This is a genomic window from Limosilactobacillus ingluviei str. Autruche 4 (assembly GCF_000312405.1).
Classification (GTDB): Bacteria; Bacillota; Bacilli; order Lactobacillales; family Lactobacillaceae; genus Limosilactobacillus; species Limosilactobacillus ingluviei.
Window position 1 is genome coordinate 226,208 of sequence record NZ_HE997173.1, and the last position, 18,226, is coordinate 244,433.

At 48.4% G+C, this 18,226-nt stretch carries 19 protein-coding genes and 1 other annotated feature; all 19 genes read left to right on the top strand.

The window, feature by feature from the left end; translation table 11 throughout:
• Positions 1-186: 186 nt before the first annotated feature.
• The 19 genes from BN54_RS01140 (at position 187) to BN54_RS01230 (ending at position 18,175) form a co-directional block, all read left to right on the top strand.
• Complete coding sequence (locus BN54_RS01140) at positions 187-1,458, top strand: uracil-xanthine permease family protein (protein ID WP_019205286.1); 1,272 nt, start codon at positions 187-189, stop codon at positions 1,456-1,458.
• 512 nt (positions 1,459-1,970) lie between these two features.
• Positions 1,971-2,681, top strand: coding sequence for a F0F1 ATP synthase subunit A (atpB, locus tag BN54_RS01150; RefSeq protein ID WP_019205288.1), 711 nt, complete (start codon positions 1,971-1,973; stop codon positions 2,679-2,681).
• 24 nt (positions 2,682-2,705) lie between these two features.
• On the top strand, positions 2,706-2,918 hold the full coding sequence (gene atpE, locus BN54_RS01155) for a F0F1 ATP synthase subunit C (RefSeq protein WP_019205289.1): 213 nt from the start codon (positions 2,706-2,708) through the stop codon (positions 2,916-2,918).
• 41 nt (positions 2,919-2,959) lie between these two features.
• Positions 2,960-3,469, top strand: coding sequence for a F0F1 ATP synthase subunit B (gene atpF, locus BN54_RS01160; RefSeq protein ID WP_019205290.1), 510 nt, complete (start codon positions 2,960-2,962; stop codon positions 3,467-3,469).
• A complete protein-coding gene (atpH, locus tag BN54_RS01165) occupies positions 3,459-4,001 on the top strand; it encodes an ATP synthase F1 subunit delta (protein ID WP_019205291.1) in 543 nt (180 codons plus the stop codon). The genes atpF and atpH overlap by 11 nt, the downstream gene beginning before the upstream one ends.
• Positions 4,002-4,032: 31 nt before the next feature.
• Positions 4,033-5,571, top strand: a complete 1,539-nt coding sequence (gene atpA, locus BN54_RS01170; protein ID WP_019205292.1) for a F0F1 ATP synthase subunit alpha — start codon at positions 4,033-4,035, stop codon at positions 5,569-5,571.
• A 32-nt stretch (positions 5,572-5,603) separates the two neighbouring features.
• Positions 5,604-6,524, top strand: coding sequence for a F0F1 ATP synthase subunit gamma (locus tag BN54_RS01175; RefSeq protein WP_019205293.1), 921 nt, complete (start codon positions 5,604-5,606; stop codon positions 6,522-6,524).
• A gap of 23 nt (positions 6,525-6,547) precedes the next feature.
• A complete protein-coding gene (gene atpD, locus BN54_RS01180) occupies positions 6,548-7,969 on the top strand; it encodes a F0F1 ATP synthase subunit beta (protein WP_019205294.1) in 1,422 nt (473 codons plus the stop codon).
• Positions 7,970-7,980: 11 nt separating this feature from the next.
• On the top strand, positions 7,981-8,403 hold the full coding sequence (locus BN54_RS01185) for a F0F1 ATP synthase subunit epsilon (RefSeq protein ID WP_019205295.1): 423 nt from the start codon (positions 7,981-7,983) through the stop codon (positions 8,401-8,403).
• A 71-nt stretch (positions 8,404-8,474) separates the two neighbouring features.
• Entirely contained in the window at positions 8,475-8,705 is a 231-nt protein-coding gene (locus tag BN54_RS01190; protein WP_019205296.1) for a DUF1146 family protein, read from the top strand.
• Between the two features lie 47 nt (positions 8,706-8,752).
• Entirely contained in the window at positions 8,753-9,988 is a 1,236-nt protein-coding gene (locus BN54_RS01195) for a carboxyvinyltransferase (RefSeq protein ID WP_019205297.1), read from the top strand.
• 103 nt (positions 9,989-10,091) lie between these two features.
• Positions 10,092-11,108, top strand: coding sequence for a rod shape-determining protein (locus tag BN54_RS01200; RefSeq protein ID WP_019205298.1), 1,017 nt, complete (start codon positions 10,092-10,094; stop codon positions 11,106-11,108).
• Complete coding sequence (gene yidD, locus BN54_RS09975; RefSeq protein ID WP_081583783.1) at positions 11,098-11,349, top strand: membrane protein insertion efficiency factor YidD; 252 nt, start codon at positions 11,098-11,100, stop codon at positions 11,347-11,349. The genes BN54_RS01200 and yidD overlap by 11 nt, the downstream gene beginning before the upstream one ends.
• Positions 11,350-11,353: 4 nt before the next feature.
• Positions 11,354-11,578, top strand: coding sequence for a DUF2969 domain-containing protein (locus BN54_RS01205; protein ID WP_019205299.1), 225 nt, complete (start codon positions 11,354-11,356; stop codon positions 11,576-11,578).
• 18 nt (positions 11,579-11,596) lie between these two features.
• Positions 11,597-12,796 (top strand): FtsW/RodA/SpoVE family cell cycle protein, encoded by a 1,200-nt coding sequence (locus BN54_RS01210; RefSeq protein ID WP_019205300.1) that lies wholly within the window; start codon positions 11,597-11,599, stop codon positions 12,794-12,796.
• 123 nt (positions 12,797-12,919) lie between these two features.
• The gene (gene proB, locus BN54_RS01215) at positions 12,920-13,705 is read left to right on the top strand and encodes a glutamate 5-kinase (RefSeq protein ID WP_019205301.1); all 786 of its coding nucleotides are present in this window, start codon (positions 12,920-12,922) and stop codon (positions 13,703-13,705) included.
• 22 nt (positions 13,706-13,727) lie between these two features.
• Entirely contained in the window at positions 13,728-14,969 is a 1,242-nt protein-coding gene (locus BN54_RS01220) for a glutamate-5-semialdehyde dehydrogenase (RefSeq protein WP_051014602.1), read from the top strand.
• Positions 14,970-15,035: 66 nt separating this feature from the next.
• Positions 15,036-15,240: a binding site (T-box leader), on the top strand.
• Between the two features lie 81 nt (positions 15,241-15,321).
• On the top strand, positions 15,322-17,742 hold the full coding sequence (gene leuS, locus BN54_RS01225; protein ID WP_019205303.1) for a leucine--tRNA ligase: 2,421 nt from the start codon (positions 15,322-15,324) through the stop codon (positions 17,740-17,742).
• A gap of 157 nt (positions 17,743-17,899) precedes the next feature.
• Positions 17,900-18,175 (top strand): hypothetical protein, encoded by a 276-nt coding sequence (locus tag BN54_RS01230; protein ID WP_019205304.1) that lies wholly within the window; start codon positions 17,900-17,902, stop codon positions 18,173-18,175.
• The last annotated feature ends 51 nt before the right edge of the window (positions 18,176-18,226 follow it).

The following is an 18,226-nucleotide window of genomic DNA, read 5'->3' on the forward strand; positions in this document are numbered from 1 at the left end:
CCGGGAAAATCCTTGCTTGACAGTGGTGGAAAAGGCCGGTAAAATACCGATAATTGATATCGAGTCCTTTAAGGGGGTCCCGTGAGGCTCCAAAGGTCAGTAATACCCGTTATGCTTTCAGTAACGGTTAGTAGCCTTTGGGTCGAAATGGACCCAAGGGCTTTTTTGCTGAAAGGAGTTTGCACGATGCAAAACAAGCGTGACGTAATTTTGGACGTCGATCAACGGCCAACGCCGGGTCACTGGTTGGGACTTTCATTGCAACACATGTTTTCAATGTTTGGTTCGACCGTGCTGGTACCGATCTTGGTGGGCTTAAATCCAGGGATTGCCCTGTTTTCTTCGGGGGTCGGGACTTTAATGTACCTACTGATTACGAAGCATAAAATTCCCGCCTATATGGGTTCTAGTTTCTCGTTTATTGTGCCAATGCTGGCCTTGATGAAAACAACCGGTTATCCGGGAATTGCCCAGGGGACCATTGCGGTTGGCTGTGTTTATCTGATTGTTTCGCTGATTGTTTCGGCGATTGGCTCAGCGTGGATTGACCGGGTGTTGCCACCAATTGTGGTGGGACCAATTGTCATGGTGATCGGGCTCTCGTTAGCCGGAACGGCGGCCAAAGATGCTACGATGAACGGCACACACTATGATTTAAAGTACTTTGTCGTGGCGCTGTTAACCTTGTTGATCACGATTATTTTTAATATGTACTTTAAAGGCTTTTTGGGTCTGATTCCCATCTTACTCGGGATTATTAGTGGTTATGTGATCGCTTGCCTCTTTGGGATTGTCGATTTTTCAGGCGTTCAAGCGGCTCACTGGTTTAGCTTGCCAGCGTTTCAGATTCCTTTTGTCAGTTACCATCCGCAATTCTACTGGGGGGCCATTCTAAGCATGGCGCCAATCGCGTTTGTGACGATGACGGAACACCTGGGCCACATTATGGTTTTAGATGAGTTAACGGGGCGCAACTACTTTAAAGATCCTGGCTTAAATCATACCTTGGCTGGGGATGGGACGGCTTCAATCATTGCCGGGTTTGTCGGGGGGCCACCGGTTACTTCGTATGGGGAAAACATCGGTGTTTTAGCCATTACTCGGGTCCACTCCGTTTATGTTTTAGCGGGCGCCGCGGTTTTTGCGATCTTCTTTAGTTTTGTTGGGAAACTGTCGGCGTTGATTGAATCAATTCCGGCCCCGGTAATCGGGGGTATTTCATTCCTGTTGTTTGGGGTGATTGCTTCATCTGGGTTGCGCGTCTTGATTGAACGCCACGTTAATTTTGATAAAAAGCGCAATTTAATGATTGCCTCGGTCATCTTAGTGATCGGGATCGGAAATGCCTACTTGCAACTGGGGCAATATCAATTTTCGGGGTTAGCAGTTGCGGCGGTCTTGGGGATTATTTTAAACTTGGTTCTCCCCGAAGAAGCACGCAGTGAGACCAAAGCTTAAACTAATAAAAGTCGCGAGTAACATCGTGACTTTTTTAATTTGTGAATTCACAAAAAATTCTGAGCGCGACAAACCGATGAAAATGCCTTGGAAAGGGTGGGTGAAATCGATTAACAGAATCGTTTTTGATTTCACAAAATTGATTTTTCTCTCGATTAATAATCAAGCGAACCAAAATAAAATCAAAATGCGGAGTAACGAGTGCAAACCGCTAAATTAGCGGGCTTTTAATCCCATCACGTGGTAATTTAATTTGAAATTACTGGGGTTTGCGGCAGCCCGATAAAAACACTATAAAAATTATGAAACCGGATTCAAAAGTGAATCATGTGAAAGCGATTACCAGCTGAAATGAGCGGCTTGGAATCGATTTCTTTAGTTCAGAAGTGTTTTGAATTTTTTCTTAAACAATGCTATATTATTTTCTGTAACTTAGGTGTCTAAGCTTTTTTAGTGACTTATGGCAATAAATTACAACTTTGAATGTTATAAGGAAAAGAGGTGAGATGTAAATGGGCGGTGATGCTTTTACTTTTGAGCTGTTCGGTTTGACCTTTAATGCAACCAACGTCCTCTCGGGCCTACTCGTTTGTCTGTTGACTTTCTTTATTTTGTTCGGACTTTCACGGCATTTGCAAATGAAGCCAACGGGCGGTCAAAACGTGATTGAATGGTTGGTTGAGTTCACGAATGGGATTGTGCGCTCACAAATGCCAACGGAACAGGTGGGCAATTACAGCTTCTTAGCCTTTGTGCTGTTCGTCTTCTTGTTCATTGCAAACCAACTGGGGCTAATTCTCCAAGTCGGTTGGAATGGTCACGAACTAATCAAGAGTCCTACGGCTGATCCGGTGGTAACCTTAACGTTCTCGCTGTGTGTTATTACCTTGACGCACTTTGCAGGTATTTCGCAAAAGGGCTTTAAAGCTTACTTTAAGGAATACCTCACACCGAGCGTGTTAATGCTTCCCATTAATCTGGTAGAGGAATTTGCTAATTTCTTAACGCTGGGTCTACGGATCTTTGGTAATATCTTTGCCGGTGAAATGTTGCTGAAGTTGCTGGCGCAACTGGCCTTTTCACATGGGTTGCCAACGATGATTGTCAGCTTGCCGATGGAAATGATTTGGCAAGGGTTCTCAGTCTTCATCGGTTCAATCCAGGCATATGTCTTTGTAACATTAACGACGGTTTATATTTCTCGGAAGGTAACCGCGGAATAACCACTTCTTAAGGAGGAAAATACAATGGGTGCAATTGCTGCAGGTATCGCTGCTGGTTTGGCAGCTGTTGGTGCTGGTGTCGGTAACGGGTTAGTTATTGGCCACACGATCGACGGGATGGCTCGTCAACCAGAAATGTCTGGTACGTTGCGTGGGACGATGTTTGTGGGGGTTGGTTTGATTGAAGCCATGCCAATCCTGGCCATCGTTATCGCATTCTTAGTAATGAACAAGTAGTTGTTGGTTTTTAAATCATTTTGTAAAGGAGGTGTCAATAGATGCTGGTAATTGCAGAGTCCAATAGCTTATACGTCGGGGACATGCTCTTCTACTTGATTTCCTTTATTCTGACCGCTTTATTGGTATGGCACTACGTGTGGAAGCCGGTAACGGGAATGATGGAAAAGCGGGCGAAGACGGTGGCCCAAGACATTGACTCCGCCAAGCAAGCTCGGATGGAAGCAACGGAATTGGCTGCTAAGCGCAAGGCACAGTTGGAAGGCTCCCAAGCAGAAGCCGCCCAAATTGTTGACCAAGCGAAAAAGTCAGCCCAAACCCAGGGGGACCAAATTGTAGCAGCGGCGCAAGCTGATGCACAAAACCTCAAGGAACAAGCTCAACGAGATGCAAAGCAAGCGCGCGAAGATGCGTTGCGTGGTGCCAAGGACGATGTCGCAAACCTGTCTATTGAGATTGCTTCCAAGCTCATCCAAAAGCAATTAAATGCAGATGATCAAAAAGCCTTAATTGATTCTTATATTGAAGGGTTGGTAAAACATGAGTCTTGATCTACAAACGGTTGCCAACCGCTACGCCCGGGCCTTGTTTGAACTTGCCGATCAACAAGGGGAGTTGGAACAGGTCCACCAAGAACTCATGAGCTTGCGTGAGATTTTTCAAGCAAATCCACGTTTAGCGACCCTTTTAACTAGCATTAAGCTTAGTCTTAGCCAAAAAGAATCCTTGGTTCAAGCCTTGCAACAAGGGGCCAGTCAACTGACGACCAACTTGATCCAAATGGTTTTTGATTACGGCCGGATGAATGCAATGGTCGCAATTATTGATGAGTTTGAACGCCGGTACGATCAGCAAAACAAACGAGTTCATGCCGACGTAGTTACAGCGGTGCAACTTGATGAACCACGGCGCGCTCAACTCAAGCAAAACCTCTTAACCCGGTATGGGGCAAAAGAGATTGTTTTGCACGAAACGGTTGATGAATCAATCTTGGGGGGCGTAATTGTTACCGCCCAGCACAAGACTTTGGACGGCAGTTTAAAGTCCAAGATTGAGCAGATTCGTCGTTTACTCGTTAAATAGTAATTTTTGGACTTGAAGAGGTGAGATTTGTATGAGCATTAAAACTGAGGAAATCAGTTCACTCATCAAAAAGCAACTCGCCAACTACCAAGATGACATTTCCGTTCAAGAAACGGGAACGGTAACCTACGTAGGTGACGGGGTTGCCCGGGCCGATGGTTTGGAAAATGCCATGGCTGGTGAGTTGCTCGAATTTAGTAATGGCGTCTTCGGGATGGCCCAAAACCTCGAAAGTAACGATGTTGGGATCGTTATTTTAGGGGACTTCACGGGCATTCGCGAAGGTGATTCCGTAAAGCGGACCGGCCGGATTATGGAAGTTCCGGTTGGCGATGCTTTATTGGGCCGGGTAGTTGACCCCTTAGGTCGTCCGTTGGATGGTTTAGGGGAAATCGCTACGGACAAAACGCGCCCAATCGAAAAGAAAGCCCCAGGGGTTATGCAACGGAAGAGTGTGTCCGTTCCGTTGGAAACCGGGATTAAGGTGATTGATGCCTTAGTTCCGATTGGTCGGGGGCAACGTGAATTGATCATTGGGGACCGGAAGACTGGTAAGACTTCGATTGCCATTGATACGATTATTCACCAAAAGGACCAAAACGTGATCTGTGTTTACGTGGCAATCGGGCAAAAGGAATCTACGGTCCGTACGCAAGTTGAAACGTTACGGCGTTATGGGGCCTTAGACTACACGATCGTGGTTTCAGCTAGTGCGTCTAACCCGGCTCCATTGCTCTACATTGCGCCTTACGCTGGGGCCGCAATGGGGGAAGAATTTATGTACAATGGTCAAGATGTCTTGATTGTTTACGATGATCTTTCCAAGCAAGCCGATGCCTACCGTGAACTTTCCTTAATCTTACGGCGGCCACCGGGTCGGGAAGCTTATCCAGGGGATATCTTCTACACCCACTCACGGTTACTGGAACGGGCTGCACGGTTGTCTGATGATATGGGTGGGGGGTCCATGACGGCCCTGCCAATCATTCAAACGCAGGCCGGGGACGTTTCGGCTTATATCCCAACGAACGTGATTTCCATTACCGACGGGCAAATCTTCTTGAATGCCGACTCCTTCTACGCTGGGCAGCGGCCAGCCATCGATGCCGGGACTTCCGTTTCCCGGGTCGGGGGGGATGCGCAAATTAAGGCCATGAAGAAGGTTTCTGGGACTTTGCGGTTGGACATTGCTTCTTACAACGAATTGGCATCCTTTGCGCAATTCGGGTCGGACCTGGATGCGGCCACGCAAGCTAAGTTAGCGCGTGGGGAACGCACGGTTGAGGTTTTAAAGCAAGGTCTGCACGCCGGGCAACCAATTGAACAACAAGTCGTTACGTTGTTTGCCTTAGGGCACAGTTTCTTGGACAAGGTTCCGGTGGAAGACGTTTTGCGTTTTGAAGAAGAATTAGCTGCCTTTATGCATGCCAACCACCAAGACTTGTATGATGGCATTAAAGCTAGTGGCAAGTTGCCAGAAGGCGACGCATTGGAAAAGGCCGTAGCGGAATTTGCTGCTGGCTTCCAAGTTACTAAAAAAGCAAATAATCAAACAGAGGCCAACGACTAAGATTGACCGCTAAGAAAGGACGGTGAGATTTAGTGCCAGCTTCATTAGCTGCGGTTAAGCGGCGTTTAGAATCAACCAAGAACACTCGGCAGATTACAGCTGCCATGAACATGGTTTCCACCGCCAAGCTCAACCAAATCCAAGGTCACACGAAGACTTATGAAGTTTATGCTGACCGGGTTAAGTCGGTGTTAATATCCTTGGTTAAATCTCATAACGCGACCTTAAAGAACGGGGTTTCCGATGATAAAGATCATTTGGGGACACTTTTCACCAAGCGTCCAGTTAAAAAGACTGGGATCTTAGTTGTTACGTCAGACCGGGGATTAGTCGGATCCTACAATAGTAATGTGATTAAGGCGACCCTGGATAAGATGAAAAAAGCGGGCCTGGATAAAGACAATACTGTCTTTTTGACGGTAGGTCGGACTGGGACCGAGTTCTTTAAGAAACGCGGAATGAACGTTGTCTTTGAATCCACTGGGATCAGTGACGTGCCGACGTATCGCGAAACGCATGACATTGTCAAGAATGCGGTTCAGATGTACGCCGATGGTGTGTATGATCAGTTATTGTTATCATACAGTCATTTTGTGAACCGGATCGTTTCGCGGGACCGGGTGGAATTGGTCTTGCCAATTTCAGCAGAATCATTAGCATTGCAAGAAGATACCGAAGCGACGAAGATAGTCGGGGCTGAATACGACTTGGAGCCGGATTTGCCACAATTAATTGGTAAGTTGGTGCCCCAGTTTGCGGAAAGCTTGGTTTATGGGGCGATTTTAGATGCCAAAACCAGCGAACACGCCTCAAGTGCCAACGCGATGAGTGCCGCTTCAGATAATGCCGATGAAATTATTTCGACCTTGCAATTACAATACAACCGGGCACGTCAAGCTGCCATTACGACGGAAATTACTGAAATTACCGGTGGGATGACAGCACAAGAATAAATTGAGATTTTGGAGGAAATGAAATGAGCGCTACTGGTAAAGTGGTTCAAGTCATTGGGCCAGTTGTTGACGTTGAATTTCCCTTAGACGAAAAGCTGCCAGAAATCAACACGGCTTTAAAGATTCAAGAAGCCGACGACAAGACCTTGACGGTCGAAGTTGCCCTTGAACTGGGTGACGGGGTCGTACGGACGATTGCCATGGACGGAACTGATGGGTTAACGCGGGGCATGACCGTTGAAAACACGGAAGCCGCGATCAGTGTACCTGTTGGCGATGATACCTTGGGCCGGGTCTTTAATGTCTTAGGGGAACCAGTTGACGATGGTCCTGAATTTGGACCAGACGCAAAGCGGATGCCAATTCACCGCGATGCACCAAAGTATGAAGAATTAAGTACCCAAACGGAAATCCTGGAAACCGGGATTAAGGTTATTGACTTACTTGCGCCGTATGTGCGGGGTGGCAAGATTGGGCTCTTCGGTGGTGCCGGGGTTGGTAAGACCGTTTTGATTCAAGAATTGATCCATAACATTGCCCAAGGGCACAACGGGATCTCTGTCTTCACGGGGGTCGGTGAACGGACTCGTGAAGGGAACGATATGTACTACGAAATGAAGGCTTCTGGGGTTCTGGAAAAGACGGCCATGGTTTATGGTCAAATGAACGAACCACCGGGTGCGCGGATGCGGGTTGCCCTGACCGGTTTGACGATCGCGGAATACTTCCGGGATGTTAAGGGGCAAGACGTATTGCTCTTTATTGACAACATTTTCCGGTTTACGCAAGCCGGTTCCGAAGTTTCAGCCTTGCTGGGCCGGATTCCTTCAGCTGTTGGTTACCAACCAACCTTAGCAACGGAAATGGGTCAGTTACAAGAACGGATCACTTCCACGAAGAAGGGGTCGATTACGTCGATTCAAGCTGTTTATGTGCCAGCCGATGACTACACCGACCCGGCCCCAGCGACGACGTTCGCTCACTTGGATGCGACGACGAACTTGGAACGGCGGTTAACCCAAATTGGGATTTATCCGGCCGTGGACCCGTTGGCATCAACGTCAACGGCGTTAGCGCCAGAAATTGTCGGAAAAGAACACTACGAAGTGGCTACTGGGGTGCAACACGTGTTGCAACGGTACCGTGAATTGCAAGATATTATCTCGATCTTAGGGATGGACGAATTGTCCGATGAAGAAAAGACGGTCGTGGCTCGGGCCCGGCGGATCCAAAACTTCTTATCCCAAAGCTTCAGCGTGGCTGAACAATTTACGGGTCAACCAGGGGCATACGTGCCACTGGAACAAACGGTCAAGGACTTTAAGGCAATCTTAGATGGGAAGTACGATGACTTACCTGAAGAAGCCTTCCGTTTAGTCGGGGGAATTGACGAAGTAGTTGCTAAGGCAAAGAAGATGCAGGCGGACACGACGGCTAACGATTAGGAGGGATGACCATGGCTGAGTCGACTTTCAACGTCACCATTGTCACTCCTGATGGGACCATCTATGATGAACCTGCAACCTTGCTGGTAATGAAGACCAGTGAGGGGCAAATGGGGTTAATGAAGAACCACCAACCAATCATTGCTGCTTTGGCAATTGATGAATTACGGTTAAAGCACGCCGGTGAAACGGAAGATACCGTGATTGCGGTCAACGGGGGTTTCATTGATTTTAACGGGCAAGTTGCAACGGTTGTTGCGGGCAGTGCCGAACTGGCTGAAACGATCGACGTTGCTCGGGCCCAAAGTGCCAAGGAACGGGCAGAGAAGCAAATTGCACACGCTAAGCAAGTGCACAATGCTGATGAGCTTGCCCGGGCCGAAGTTCACCTTGCCCGGGCCCTTAACCGGTTGCGGGTTTCTGGTGGCAATTAATTTTCAAGGGCTGAGAAATTTTCTCAGCCTTTTTTCTACATATCAGCCCAACGAGGCAGGAGGAAACGGCAATGCAGTATACCGGTGGTACATCTGTTTTAAATATTTTGGTCCAAGTAGGGTTTATCTTAATGACCTTACAAGCACTCAATTCCTTGCAACTGGCAAAATTATTTAAGCGCCCGCCCCAAGGGCTGCCCCTCCTGATTGTAATGGTTGCCATTGCCCTCGGCAGTACCTGTGCGAATTTCTTTTTAGACTGCTTTACGATCTTGCAGGGGGCCTTGCGAATGTTAAACTAGAAGTAACGGAAGCAGTTATTAATTAAATAGCAAGGGAGAGGAATGCCTTGGCAAAATTAAAAATAGTTGGTGGCAAGCCATTGCGCGGGAGCCTTGCCGTTGGTGGTGATGAGCAAACCGTTTTGGCCTGTCAGGCGGCGAGCTTGTTGGCGACCAGGGGAACCGTTATTTTAGATCACGTTTCAAGTACGCCAGCAATTATGGCTACTAACCAGTGCTTAATGCAATTGGGCGCAAAAGTAATTTTCGAGCCGGCGACCGCGACACTCAAAATGGATGCGGGGTGGCACCTAACGCCCCTGCCCCTGCAAGTAAACAATTTCTTTTTGGCTGGCGCGATTTTAGCCCGGTGCCGGACGGTGACGTTAGTCAATTCCCCTCATGAGGCCCAGTTAGGTGAAGCCGGGACGCAATTATGCGAAAACTTAGCGGCGCTTGGCGCTCAAGTTCAAGTTGAGGGCGACCAAACCATTTTGCGCGCGGATTATTTGACGGGGCACACTTTTACCGTGACGGATTGGTCATGGCAAGTGATCGTCGCAACCTTGATGGTAGCTACGTTAACCCGGGGAATTACGGTATTTAAGGCGGTGCCCCAATTACCGGTGATTAATGAAGTGGTAGCGTTACTCAATAAGATGGGTGCTAAGATTCACCAAACGCAAGCACAGACTTTACGGGTTCAGGGGGTTAATACTTTACATGGGGCGGATTGGTACGTAATTGATGACCAAAAGCGAGCTGGCCTGTATTTATTGGCGGCCGCGGTTACGGCCGGAGATGTAGTCGTTTTAGGGGCCCATGCAGTTTATTTACGTCCCTTGCTTCATTACTTAGAAGCTTGTGGCAACACGGTAGTAATCCAGCATAATGGGATTCGGTTAATTGGAACGCAAGTGTTGCTGCCAACGGAAGAACCGCCGGCCTTAAGGGCAATGTCACGCAGTACCACTTGGCAGGCGGCTTTGTTGGCGTTGCATGCACGGCAGTTGGGGACCAGTTTGGTGACGTTGCCTGCAACGGTGGCAGAAAAAGTGTTGGCGTGGCTGCCACTAACCACCAGTCAAGAGTCCCAGCTTTACCAAGTAACGGGGCCGATAACGCAACTACCATCCCAAATGGTAGCGACGAAGCCAGCGGCAGCGTTAGTTGCCTTTTGGCTCGCCCTTGCCGTTAAGCAAAATACCTGGTTGGCACCCGCTGAGTTGTTGGGTGAAGCGGATGGAGCGTTGCTAGACGACTTATTAGCGTTGGGAGCTGAAGTAACGCTGGAATTTACTTAAGCAACTATTTGCAATTTGCTTAAGACCAAGCATAAAAAGCCATGCGTTCTTCGGGTGTGGTATAATAGCAAACGATTTAGAAAGTTTCGGAAGGAGCAACAAGATGGCAAAGGATATTGGAATTGACCTGGGGACGGCGAATGTGCTGATTTACGTCCAAGGCAAGGGGATCGTTTTAAACGAACCTTCAGTGGTCGCGATTGATACGCAAACGAATAAGGTCTTGGCAGTGGGGTCTGAAGCTTACCGGATGGTGGGGCGGACGCCTAGTAATATTCGCGCAATTCGCCCGTTGAAAAATGGGGTTATTTCTGATTTTGATGTTACCCAAGAAATGCTGTCGTATTTCATTGGTAAACTAAGTGTCAAGGGGTTTGTTTCCAAGCCAAATATCATGATTTGTGCCCCAACCAACATTACGGAAATTGAACGCAAGGCAATTATCCAAGCGGCAGAACAATCGGGGGGCGGTAAGGTTTACTTAGAATATGAACCAAAAGTCGCAGCGATTGGTGCCGGCTTGGATATCTACAAGCCAAGTGGGAACATGGTGATTGATATGGGGGGCGGGACATGTGACATTGCCGTCCTCTCTTTAGGTGACATTGTTTCTAGCCAATCGATTCGCTTGGCTGGGGATCAGATGAACCAAGATATTGCGGCCTACATTAAGGATCACCATGGTTTGGTAGTCGGGGAACATACCGCTGAAAAAATTAAGATTGAACTGGGCACGGCGTTGCAAGTCGAAGAACCAAAGACGATGCCAGTCCGGGGGCGTGATGTGGCCACAGGAATGCCCAAGCAAGTGGAAGTTAATCAAAATGAAGTTGAAGCAGCTTTGCATGACACCTTACAACAAATTGTCCGGGCGGCAATTTCGGTGTTGGAAACCATTCCGCCAGAACTGGCCAGCGACATTATTGATCGCGGAGTAATGTTGACCGGGGGGACGGCCCTTTTGCACGGCTTAGATCAACTGTTTAGTTCTTACCTAAAGGTTCCGGTCGTTGTTTCGCAAGACCCATTGGATAACGTGGCCAAGGGAGCTGGCGAGATGTTGGAACGGATGCAAGGTGATGATTCAACAGCCAAAAAACGCAAGAAGCATGGGAAGTAAGTTGATCATTCGATTGGTGCGGTGGTACCAGCTGGGCATTTCGGCCCGGCGGCCCTACCGCGTTTGTCGTTTTGAGCCGACTTGTTCGGAATACATGATTCAAGCGGTCCAACGCTTTGGCTGGCGGGGGGTCTGGCTTGGTGTCTGGCGCATATTGCGTTGTCAGCCCTTTAGCAAGGGTGGCTTGGATCCCGTTCCAGTTCGGTGGTTGCATTGGAAGAGAAAAGATTGGAAAAGGTGAAAAAGTGGCAAAAAAAGAAAAAACGATTGCGGTTAGTGTAAAAGATATTGAGCGGGCGGGCCAACTCGTCGAACAAGTCTTAATTGGGGACCGCGTAATTGGCGAAGTCGTGGCCAAAGGCGTCAAGTTTGAAGCCCATTTAATGGGTGACCAACAAACCTTTGTGGTCAAATCGCAAGAAGAAGGTTTGGAAACGATCTTGGCGCAATATCACTTGCACCAAGGTTAAAGTGAAGGAGCGAGGACTATGCATCGTTCGCAGCGCAATGAGAACGAGTCACGAATTGACTGGGGGATCATTTTTTGCGTGCTCCTGTTGGCACTGATTGGCTTGGCGGCCATTTTTGTGGCGGCAAACCATGATAAAACACCGGTTAATGTCAGTCGAACCGTCTTGATGCAGTTTGCTTGGTACGTCATTGGGACGATTATGATCATTGTCATTATGCAATTTGATTCGGAGCAACTGTGGAAGGTGGCCCCAATTGCCTATTGGATCGGCTTATTTTTAATGTACGCAATTCTGGTCTTTTACAGTCGGGCGTACTATGTGAATACCGGGGCGAAGTCGTGGTTTGCGATTGGGTCGATCACCTTCCAACCGTCGGAAATTATGAAGCCGGCCTATATTGTGATGATGGCCCGGGTAATTACCACGCATAACAATCAATATAGTCGCCATACCGTTGAAAGTGACTGGCGATTAATTGGAAAGTTGTTCTTATGGTTGTTGCCAGTGTTGGTATCACTTAAGTTCCAAAACGACTTTGGGACCGGCTTGGTGTTTGTGGCTATTTTTGCCGGCTTGGTTTTGGTTTCGGGGGTTACTTGGCGAATCTTGGCACCGGCGATTACGATTGCGGCGGTTGTGGGGGGAAGCGCCTTGGCGATGGTAACCAGCTCGGTCGGCCGAACCATTTTGGAAAAAATTGGGTTTCAAGCCTACCAGTTTGATCGGGTTGACAATTGGTTGCACCCAGCCCAAGATACTTCCAACAGTGGTTACCAACTTTGGCAAAGCATCAAAGCGGTCGGTTCAGGTGGGATTACCGGGACGGGATTTAACAATTCTAAGGTGTACGTCCCCGTCCGGGAATCCGACATGATTTTTACCGTAATTGGTGAAAATTTTGGCTTTATTGGTGGGGTTTTATTAATTTTGCTCTACTTGCTCCTAATCTACCTCATGATCCGGGTAACTTTTGATACAAAGAATGAATTCTATGCCTACATTGCGACGGGGGTAATCATGATGATTCTTTTCCACGTCTTTGAAAATGTCGGGATGAACATTGGCCTCTTGCCGTTGACGGGGATTCCACTGCCGTTTATTTCGGCGGGGGGATCATCTTTGATTGGTAATTTGCTAGGGATCGGAATGGTAATGTCAATGCGTTATCACCACCACTCATATATGTTTAGCAATCAGAATCGGGAATTTCATTAAAAAAGACTGGCAATTTGTTGCCGGTCTTTTTTGCGGTTAAGCCTTTAAAGAACGGAAAAAATCGTGTAGAGTTAGATGCAAGCATATTCAGGTAAGTTTAAATTCAGTAAAGGGGCACGGAAAATGGCGAACGAAAAGCGGCGGCTTGTGGTTAAGATTGGGACTAGCAGTTTAATCCTTCCGAATGGTCGGGTGAATTTACGAACGGTGGATCGTTTGGCATATACCCTGGCTTCCCTAAACAACCAGGGATTTCAGGTTGCCCTGGTTAGTTCCGGGGCGATTGGGGCGGGGCTGGCAAGCTTACAATTGACCCAGCGGCCCCAAGAAATCGCCAAACAGCAAGCCTTGGCAGCAATTGGCCAGATGGAATTGATGCGGATCTATTCCCAGCGGTTTCTGGACTATCAAACGCAAGTAGCCCAAATTTTGCTGACCCGCGATGTGCTGGCCTTCCCGGTTTCCCGGCAACACGTTCTCAATACATTTGAAGTTTTGTTTGAAGAAGGGGTAATTCCGATTGTCAATGAAAACGATACCGTTGCCGTTGACGAATTGGATCATCACACCACCTTTAGTGATAATGACGAATTATCGGCAATGGTTGCCGTGCGTTTGCAAGCCGATCAACTGATTGTTTTGTCAGATATTGATGGCTTTTACGATCAAAATCCGCGGGAGAATCCGGCAGCTAAAAAGCTCGCCCGGGTAACCGAACTGACGCCGGCAATGCAAAAAGCCGCGGGTGGTAGTGGCAGTAATTTTGGGACCGGGGGGATGGTTACTAAATTACGAGCGGCGCAAGCAATGATGACAGCTGGCAAACAAATGGTGCTTTGCAATGGGGCGAATCCAACCGTTATTTTTGATGTAGTTGCTGGAAAACCTGTCGGGACTGTCTTTGGGTAGAATTTGAAAGGAAGGGAAAATGATGGAAACCTTAGTAAAAATGGGCCAAGCAGGCAAACAAGCAGCGCGGCAGTTGGCCTTATTGTCAACGGCAACCAAAAATCAGGCCTTAATAGCGATGGCCCAAGCGTTAGAAGCTCAAACCGCGGCTATTTTGGCAGCAAATCAAGCTGATTTACAGGCGGCGGCGACGATGCCGGCGAAGTTTGTGGACCGCCTAAAGTTAACCCCCCAACGGATTGCTGATATGGCAGCTGGTCTTCGTCAGGTGGCCCAATTAGCGGATCCGGTTGCCAAGTATGATCATGGGTGGGTGACCAAAGACGGATTACAAATTATGCAACGCCGGGTACCATTAGGCGTCGTGGGGATTATCTTTGAAGCCCGGCCCAACGTCACGGTTGATGCTACGGCGTTGACCTTTAAGAGTGGGAATGCAGTTATTTTACGTGGGGGAAAAGAGGCAATCCAAACCAATACTTGCTTGGTCAGCATCTTACAACACACTTTAACGGCCCAAGGATTGCCGGCGGCGGCTGTCCAGTTAGTTGAAGATACTAGCCACGCTAGTGCGGAAGCAATGATGAAATTAAATGATTGGATTGATGTTTTGATTCCCCGGGGTGGAAAAGGTTTGATTCAACGGGTAGTCCAAACGGCAACGGTACCGGTGATTGAAACCGGGGCTGGCAATTGTCACGTGTATTTAGATCGCCAAGCGGATGAAGCAATGGCAGTTGATATTGTGGTCAATGCGAAGGTGCAACGACCATCCGTCTGCAATGCGGCAGAAAAACTGTTGCTTCACCGCGAGGCAGCGGCCCGCTTACTGCCACCAGTGGCCAAAGCTTTATTGGCGCACGGGGTGGAATTGCGTGGTGATCAACGGGCTTGTCAACTGGTCCCTGAGATTAAGCCTGCGACCCCAGCCGACTGGGATCAAGAGTATAATGATTTGATTATGGCGGTTAAAGTGGTGGATTCCTTGGACGAAGCCATTGAGCATATCAATCGTCATTCGACTCACCATTCGGAAGCCATTATTACTCCTGAGCTTGCCCGGGGCCAGGCGTTCCAACAACAAATTGATTCGGCTTGTGTCTATGTGAATGCCTCAACGCGGTTTACCGACGGAAGTGAATTTGGCTTTGGGGCCGAAATTGGGATCAGCACCCAAAAGTTGCACGCCCGCGGTCCGATGGGGTTAGCCCAGTTAACGACCACCAAGTATGAAATTACCGGTAACGGGCAGGTTCGGAGCTAGAACAAGAAAGGTTTAGATTTTCCTTGCGTTTCGCCGAAAAGCTTGCTAAGATAAGAAACAATCTTAATTCGTTTTGGGAGTAGTAGCCTAGAGTTTGTTTGACAGCGACCGTAGGGATGGTGTGACTACGGAAACAACCTTGGTGAACTGGCCTAAAAATCGTCACCCGCTGAAAAAAGTCAGTAGGCGCGTGCGTGTGGTCGCGTTAAGACTTTGAGCGCTACAATATTGTAGAATTACGGGTGGTACCGCGGAGAAGTTCGTCCTGTCGTTAGTAGTAACGCAGGGCGTTTTTTTTGTTTTTTAATAGGCCGGCCGCAAACGAAGCAATCAGGATAAAGGAGTAAAGGTTATGGGATACGATCACTTAGAAATTGAAAAAAAGTGGCAACGTTATTGGCAACAAAATAAGACATTTAAGGCAACGGCCAACCCCGGCCAAAAGAAGTACTATGCCTTGGATATGTTCCCGTATCCATCCGGGCAAGGGCTGCACGTTGGGCACCCGGAAGGTTACACCGCAACCGATGCCATGGCCCGCTTTAAGCGGATGCAAGGGTACAATGTTTTGCACCCCATGGGGTTTGATGCCTTTGGTTTGCCAGCCGAGCAGTATGCTTTAAAGACGGGGCACAATCCTAAGGGGTTCACAAACCAAAATATTGATCATTTCCGCGATCAAATCCAATCCTTAGGTTTTTCCTATGATTGGGATCGGGAAGTGAATACTACGGATCCAAAATACTATAAGTGGACCCAATGGATTTTTGAGCAACTTTACAAGAAGGGCTTAGCATACGAAGACGAAATCATGGTTAACTGGGCTCCCGATTTTATGGGGGGGACCGTGGTGGCCAATGAAGAAGTGATCGATGGTAAGACGGAACGGGGCGGTTACCCGGTTTACCGGGTGCCAATGCGGCAATGGGTTTTGAAGATCACGGCTTACGCAGATCGCTTAATTGACGACCTGGATTTGGTCGACTGGCCAGAAAGCGTTAAGGAAATGCAACGCAATTGGATTGGGCGGTCCGTTGGGGCAGCCGTCTACTTTAAGGTAGCTGGTCAAGAAGACAAACAAATTGAAGTCTTTACAACCCGTTGTGATACCTTGTTTGGGGCGTCTTACGTGACCTTGGCCCCTGAATTGGACTTGGTTGATGAAATTACGACGCCCGAACAAAAGGCGGCGGTGAAAGCTTATCAAGAAGCGGCTTCGCGGCGTTCAGACTTGGAACGGACTGATTTGAACAAGGATAAGACGGGGGTCTTCACTGGTGCTTATGCGATCAATCCGGTTAACGGAGCAAAGCTGCCAATCTGGATCTCAGACTATGTATTAGCCTCATACGGGACCGGGGCGGTAATGGCCGTGCCGGCGCATGATGAACGTGATTGGGAATTCGCCAAGAAGTTTGATTTGCCAATCAAGCGAGTTTTAGCTGGGGGTGACCTGACTGAAGGGGCCTACACGGGTGATGGTGAGCACGTTAACTCCGCCTTCTTAGATGGCTTAACGATTGAGGCCGCGAAGACGAAGATGCTGGAATGGCTGGAAGCCAACGGAGCGGGTCAAAAGAAGGTCAACTACCGGCTGCGGGATTGGATCTTCTCACGGCAACGCTACTGGGGGGAACCAATTCCGGTTATTCACTGGGATGATGGGACGACTTCCTTGGTACCGGAAGATGAATTACCGCTGACCTTGCCAGATACGGACGATATTAAGCCTTCTGGTACGGGGGAAAGTCCATTAGCCAACATTGAAGAGTGGGTCAACGTTTACGACGAAAACGGTCGTCACGGGTTACGGGACACTAATACGATGCCGCAATGGGCGGGCTCTTCGTGGTACTGGTTGCGGTATACGGATCCAACCAACGAGCAAGCCTTTGCGTCAAAAGAAGCGTTGGAATACTGGTCCCCAGTTGACTTGTACGTTGGGGGAGCTGAGCACGCGGTGTTGCACTTGCTGTATGCTCGCTTCTGGCACAAGTTCCTCTATGATTTAGGGGTGGTCCCAACACCAGAACCATTTATGAAGTTGGTTAACCAAGGAATGATTTTGGGTTCCAACCACGAAAAGATGTCCAAGTCGAAAGGCAATGTGGTTAATCCCGATGACATCGTGGCTGAATACGGGGCGGACACGTTACGGCTGTACGAAATGTTTATGGGACCACTGGAAGAAAGTGTGCCGTGGGATGAAAAAGGCCTGCACGGTGCCAACAAATGGGTTCACCGGGTTTGGCGCTTGTTGATTGATGAAAATAACCACTTGCGTGATCGGGTTTCCACCATTAACGATGGCAAACTGGATAAGGTTTACCACCAAACGGTTAAGAAAGTAACCGCTGATTACGAACGCTTGCACTTTAACACGGCGATTTCCCAGTTAATGGTCTTTGTGAATGAGGCTTATAAGGTTGATGACTTACCAGTTGAGTACATGGAAGGGTTAGTCAAGATGATTTCGCCACTCATGCCGCACGTGGCCGAAGAATTATGGCAAAAGTTGGGGCATGAAGAAACCATCACGTACCAAGCTTGGCCAACTTATGATGAGAGCAAGCTGGTTGAAGCGAACGTGGAAATGATTGTTCAGGTCAACGGTAAGGTGCGGGCAAAGTTGACGATGCCAAAGGATGCCGATCAAGCAACGGCTGAGCAAATGGCTTTGGCGGATGAACACGTCCAGAAGTTTACAACTGGCAAGGAAATCAAGAAAGTCATCGTGATTCCTAACCGGATTGTTAACATCGTGGTTAAATAATCCCTAGAAAGTGTAACGGCAGTCTTGCTATCCCGCCGGCCTTAGCGGCTCGGCAACAGAGCTCTTCTGCATTATCTGGCTTACATTTAAAAAGCAAACCGGCGGCTGGGAGAAAACTGAGTTTTCTTCCAGCCCCGCTTTTTTGGAGGAAAAAATAGTGGAACACAGTTTAGTTACCTACCCAGCGATTGTTGAACAAGGGGCCCAACAAACCCGGGTCCACTTTCCGGATTTACCGGCGGCGGATGTGGTGGATGCCGATTACTACCAAGCTTTAATGCGGGCCCAACTGGGCTTGGCGATTGTGATCATTGACTTAGAAAGCCATCATGAACCCGTCCCCGCCCCCTCGGAGCCGACAACTTTGGCGTCATTGCTTAATACCCCTGAAGCCCGAATAGAGCTGATTACGACGGACTTGGATGAATATTAATTTCTGGTGACAATGTTAAAACAAATTGCATCGGTCAGTTAATCAAGCTAA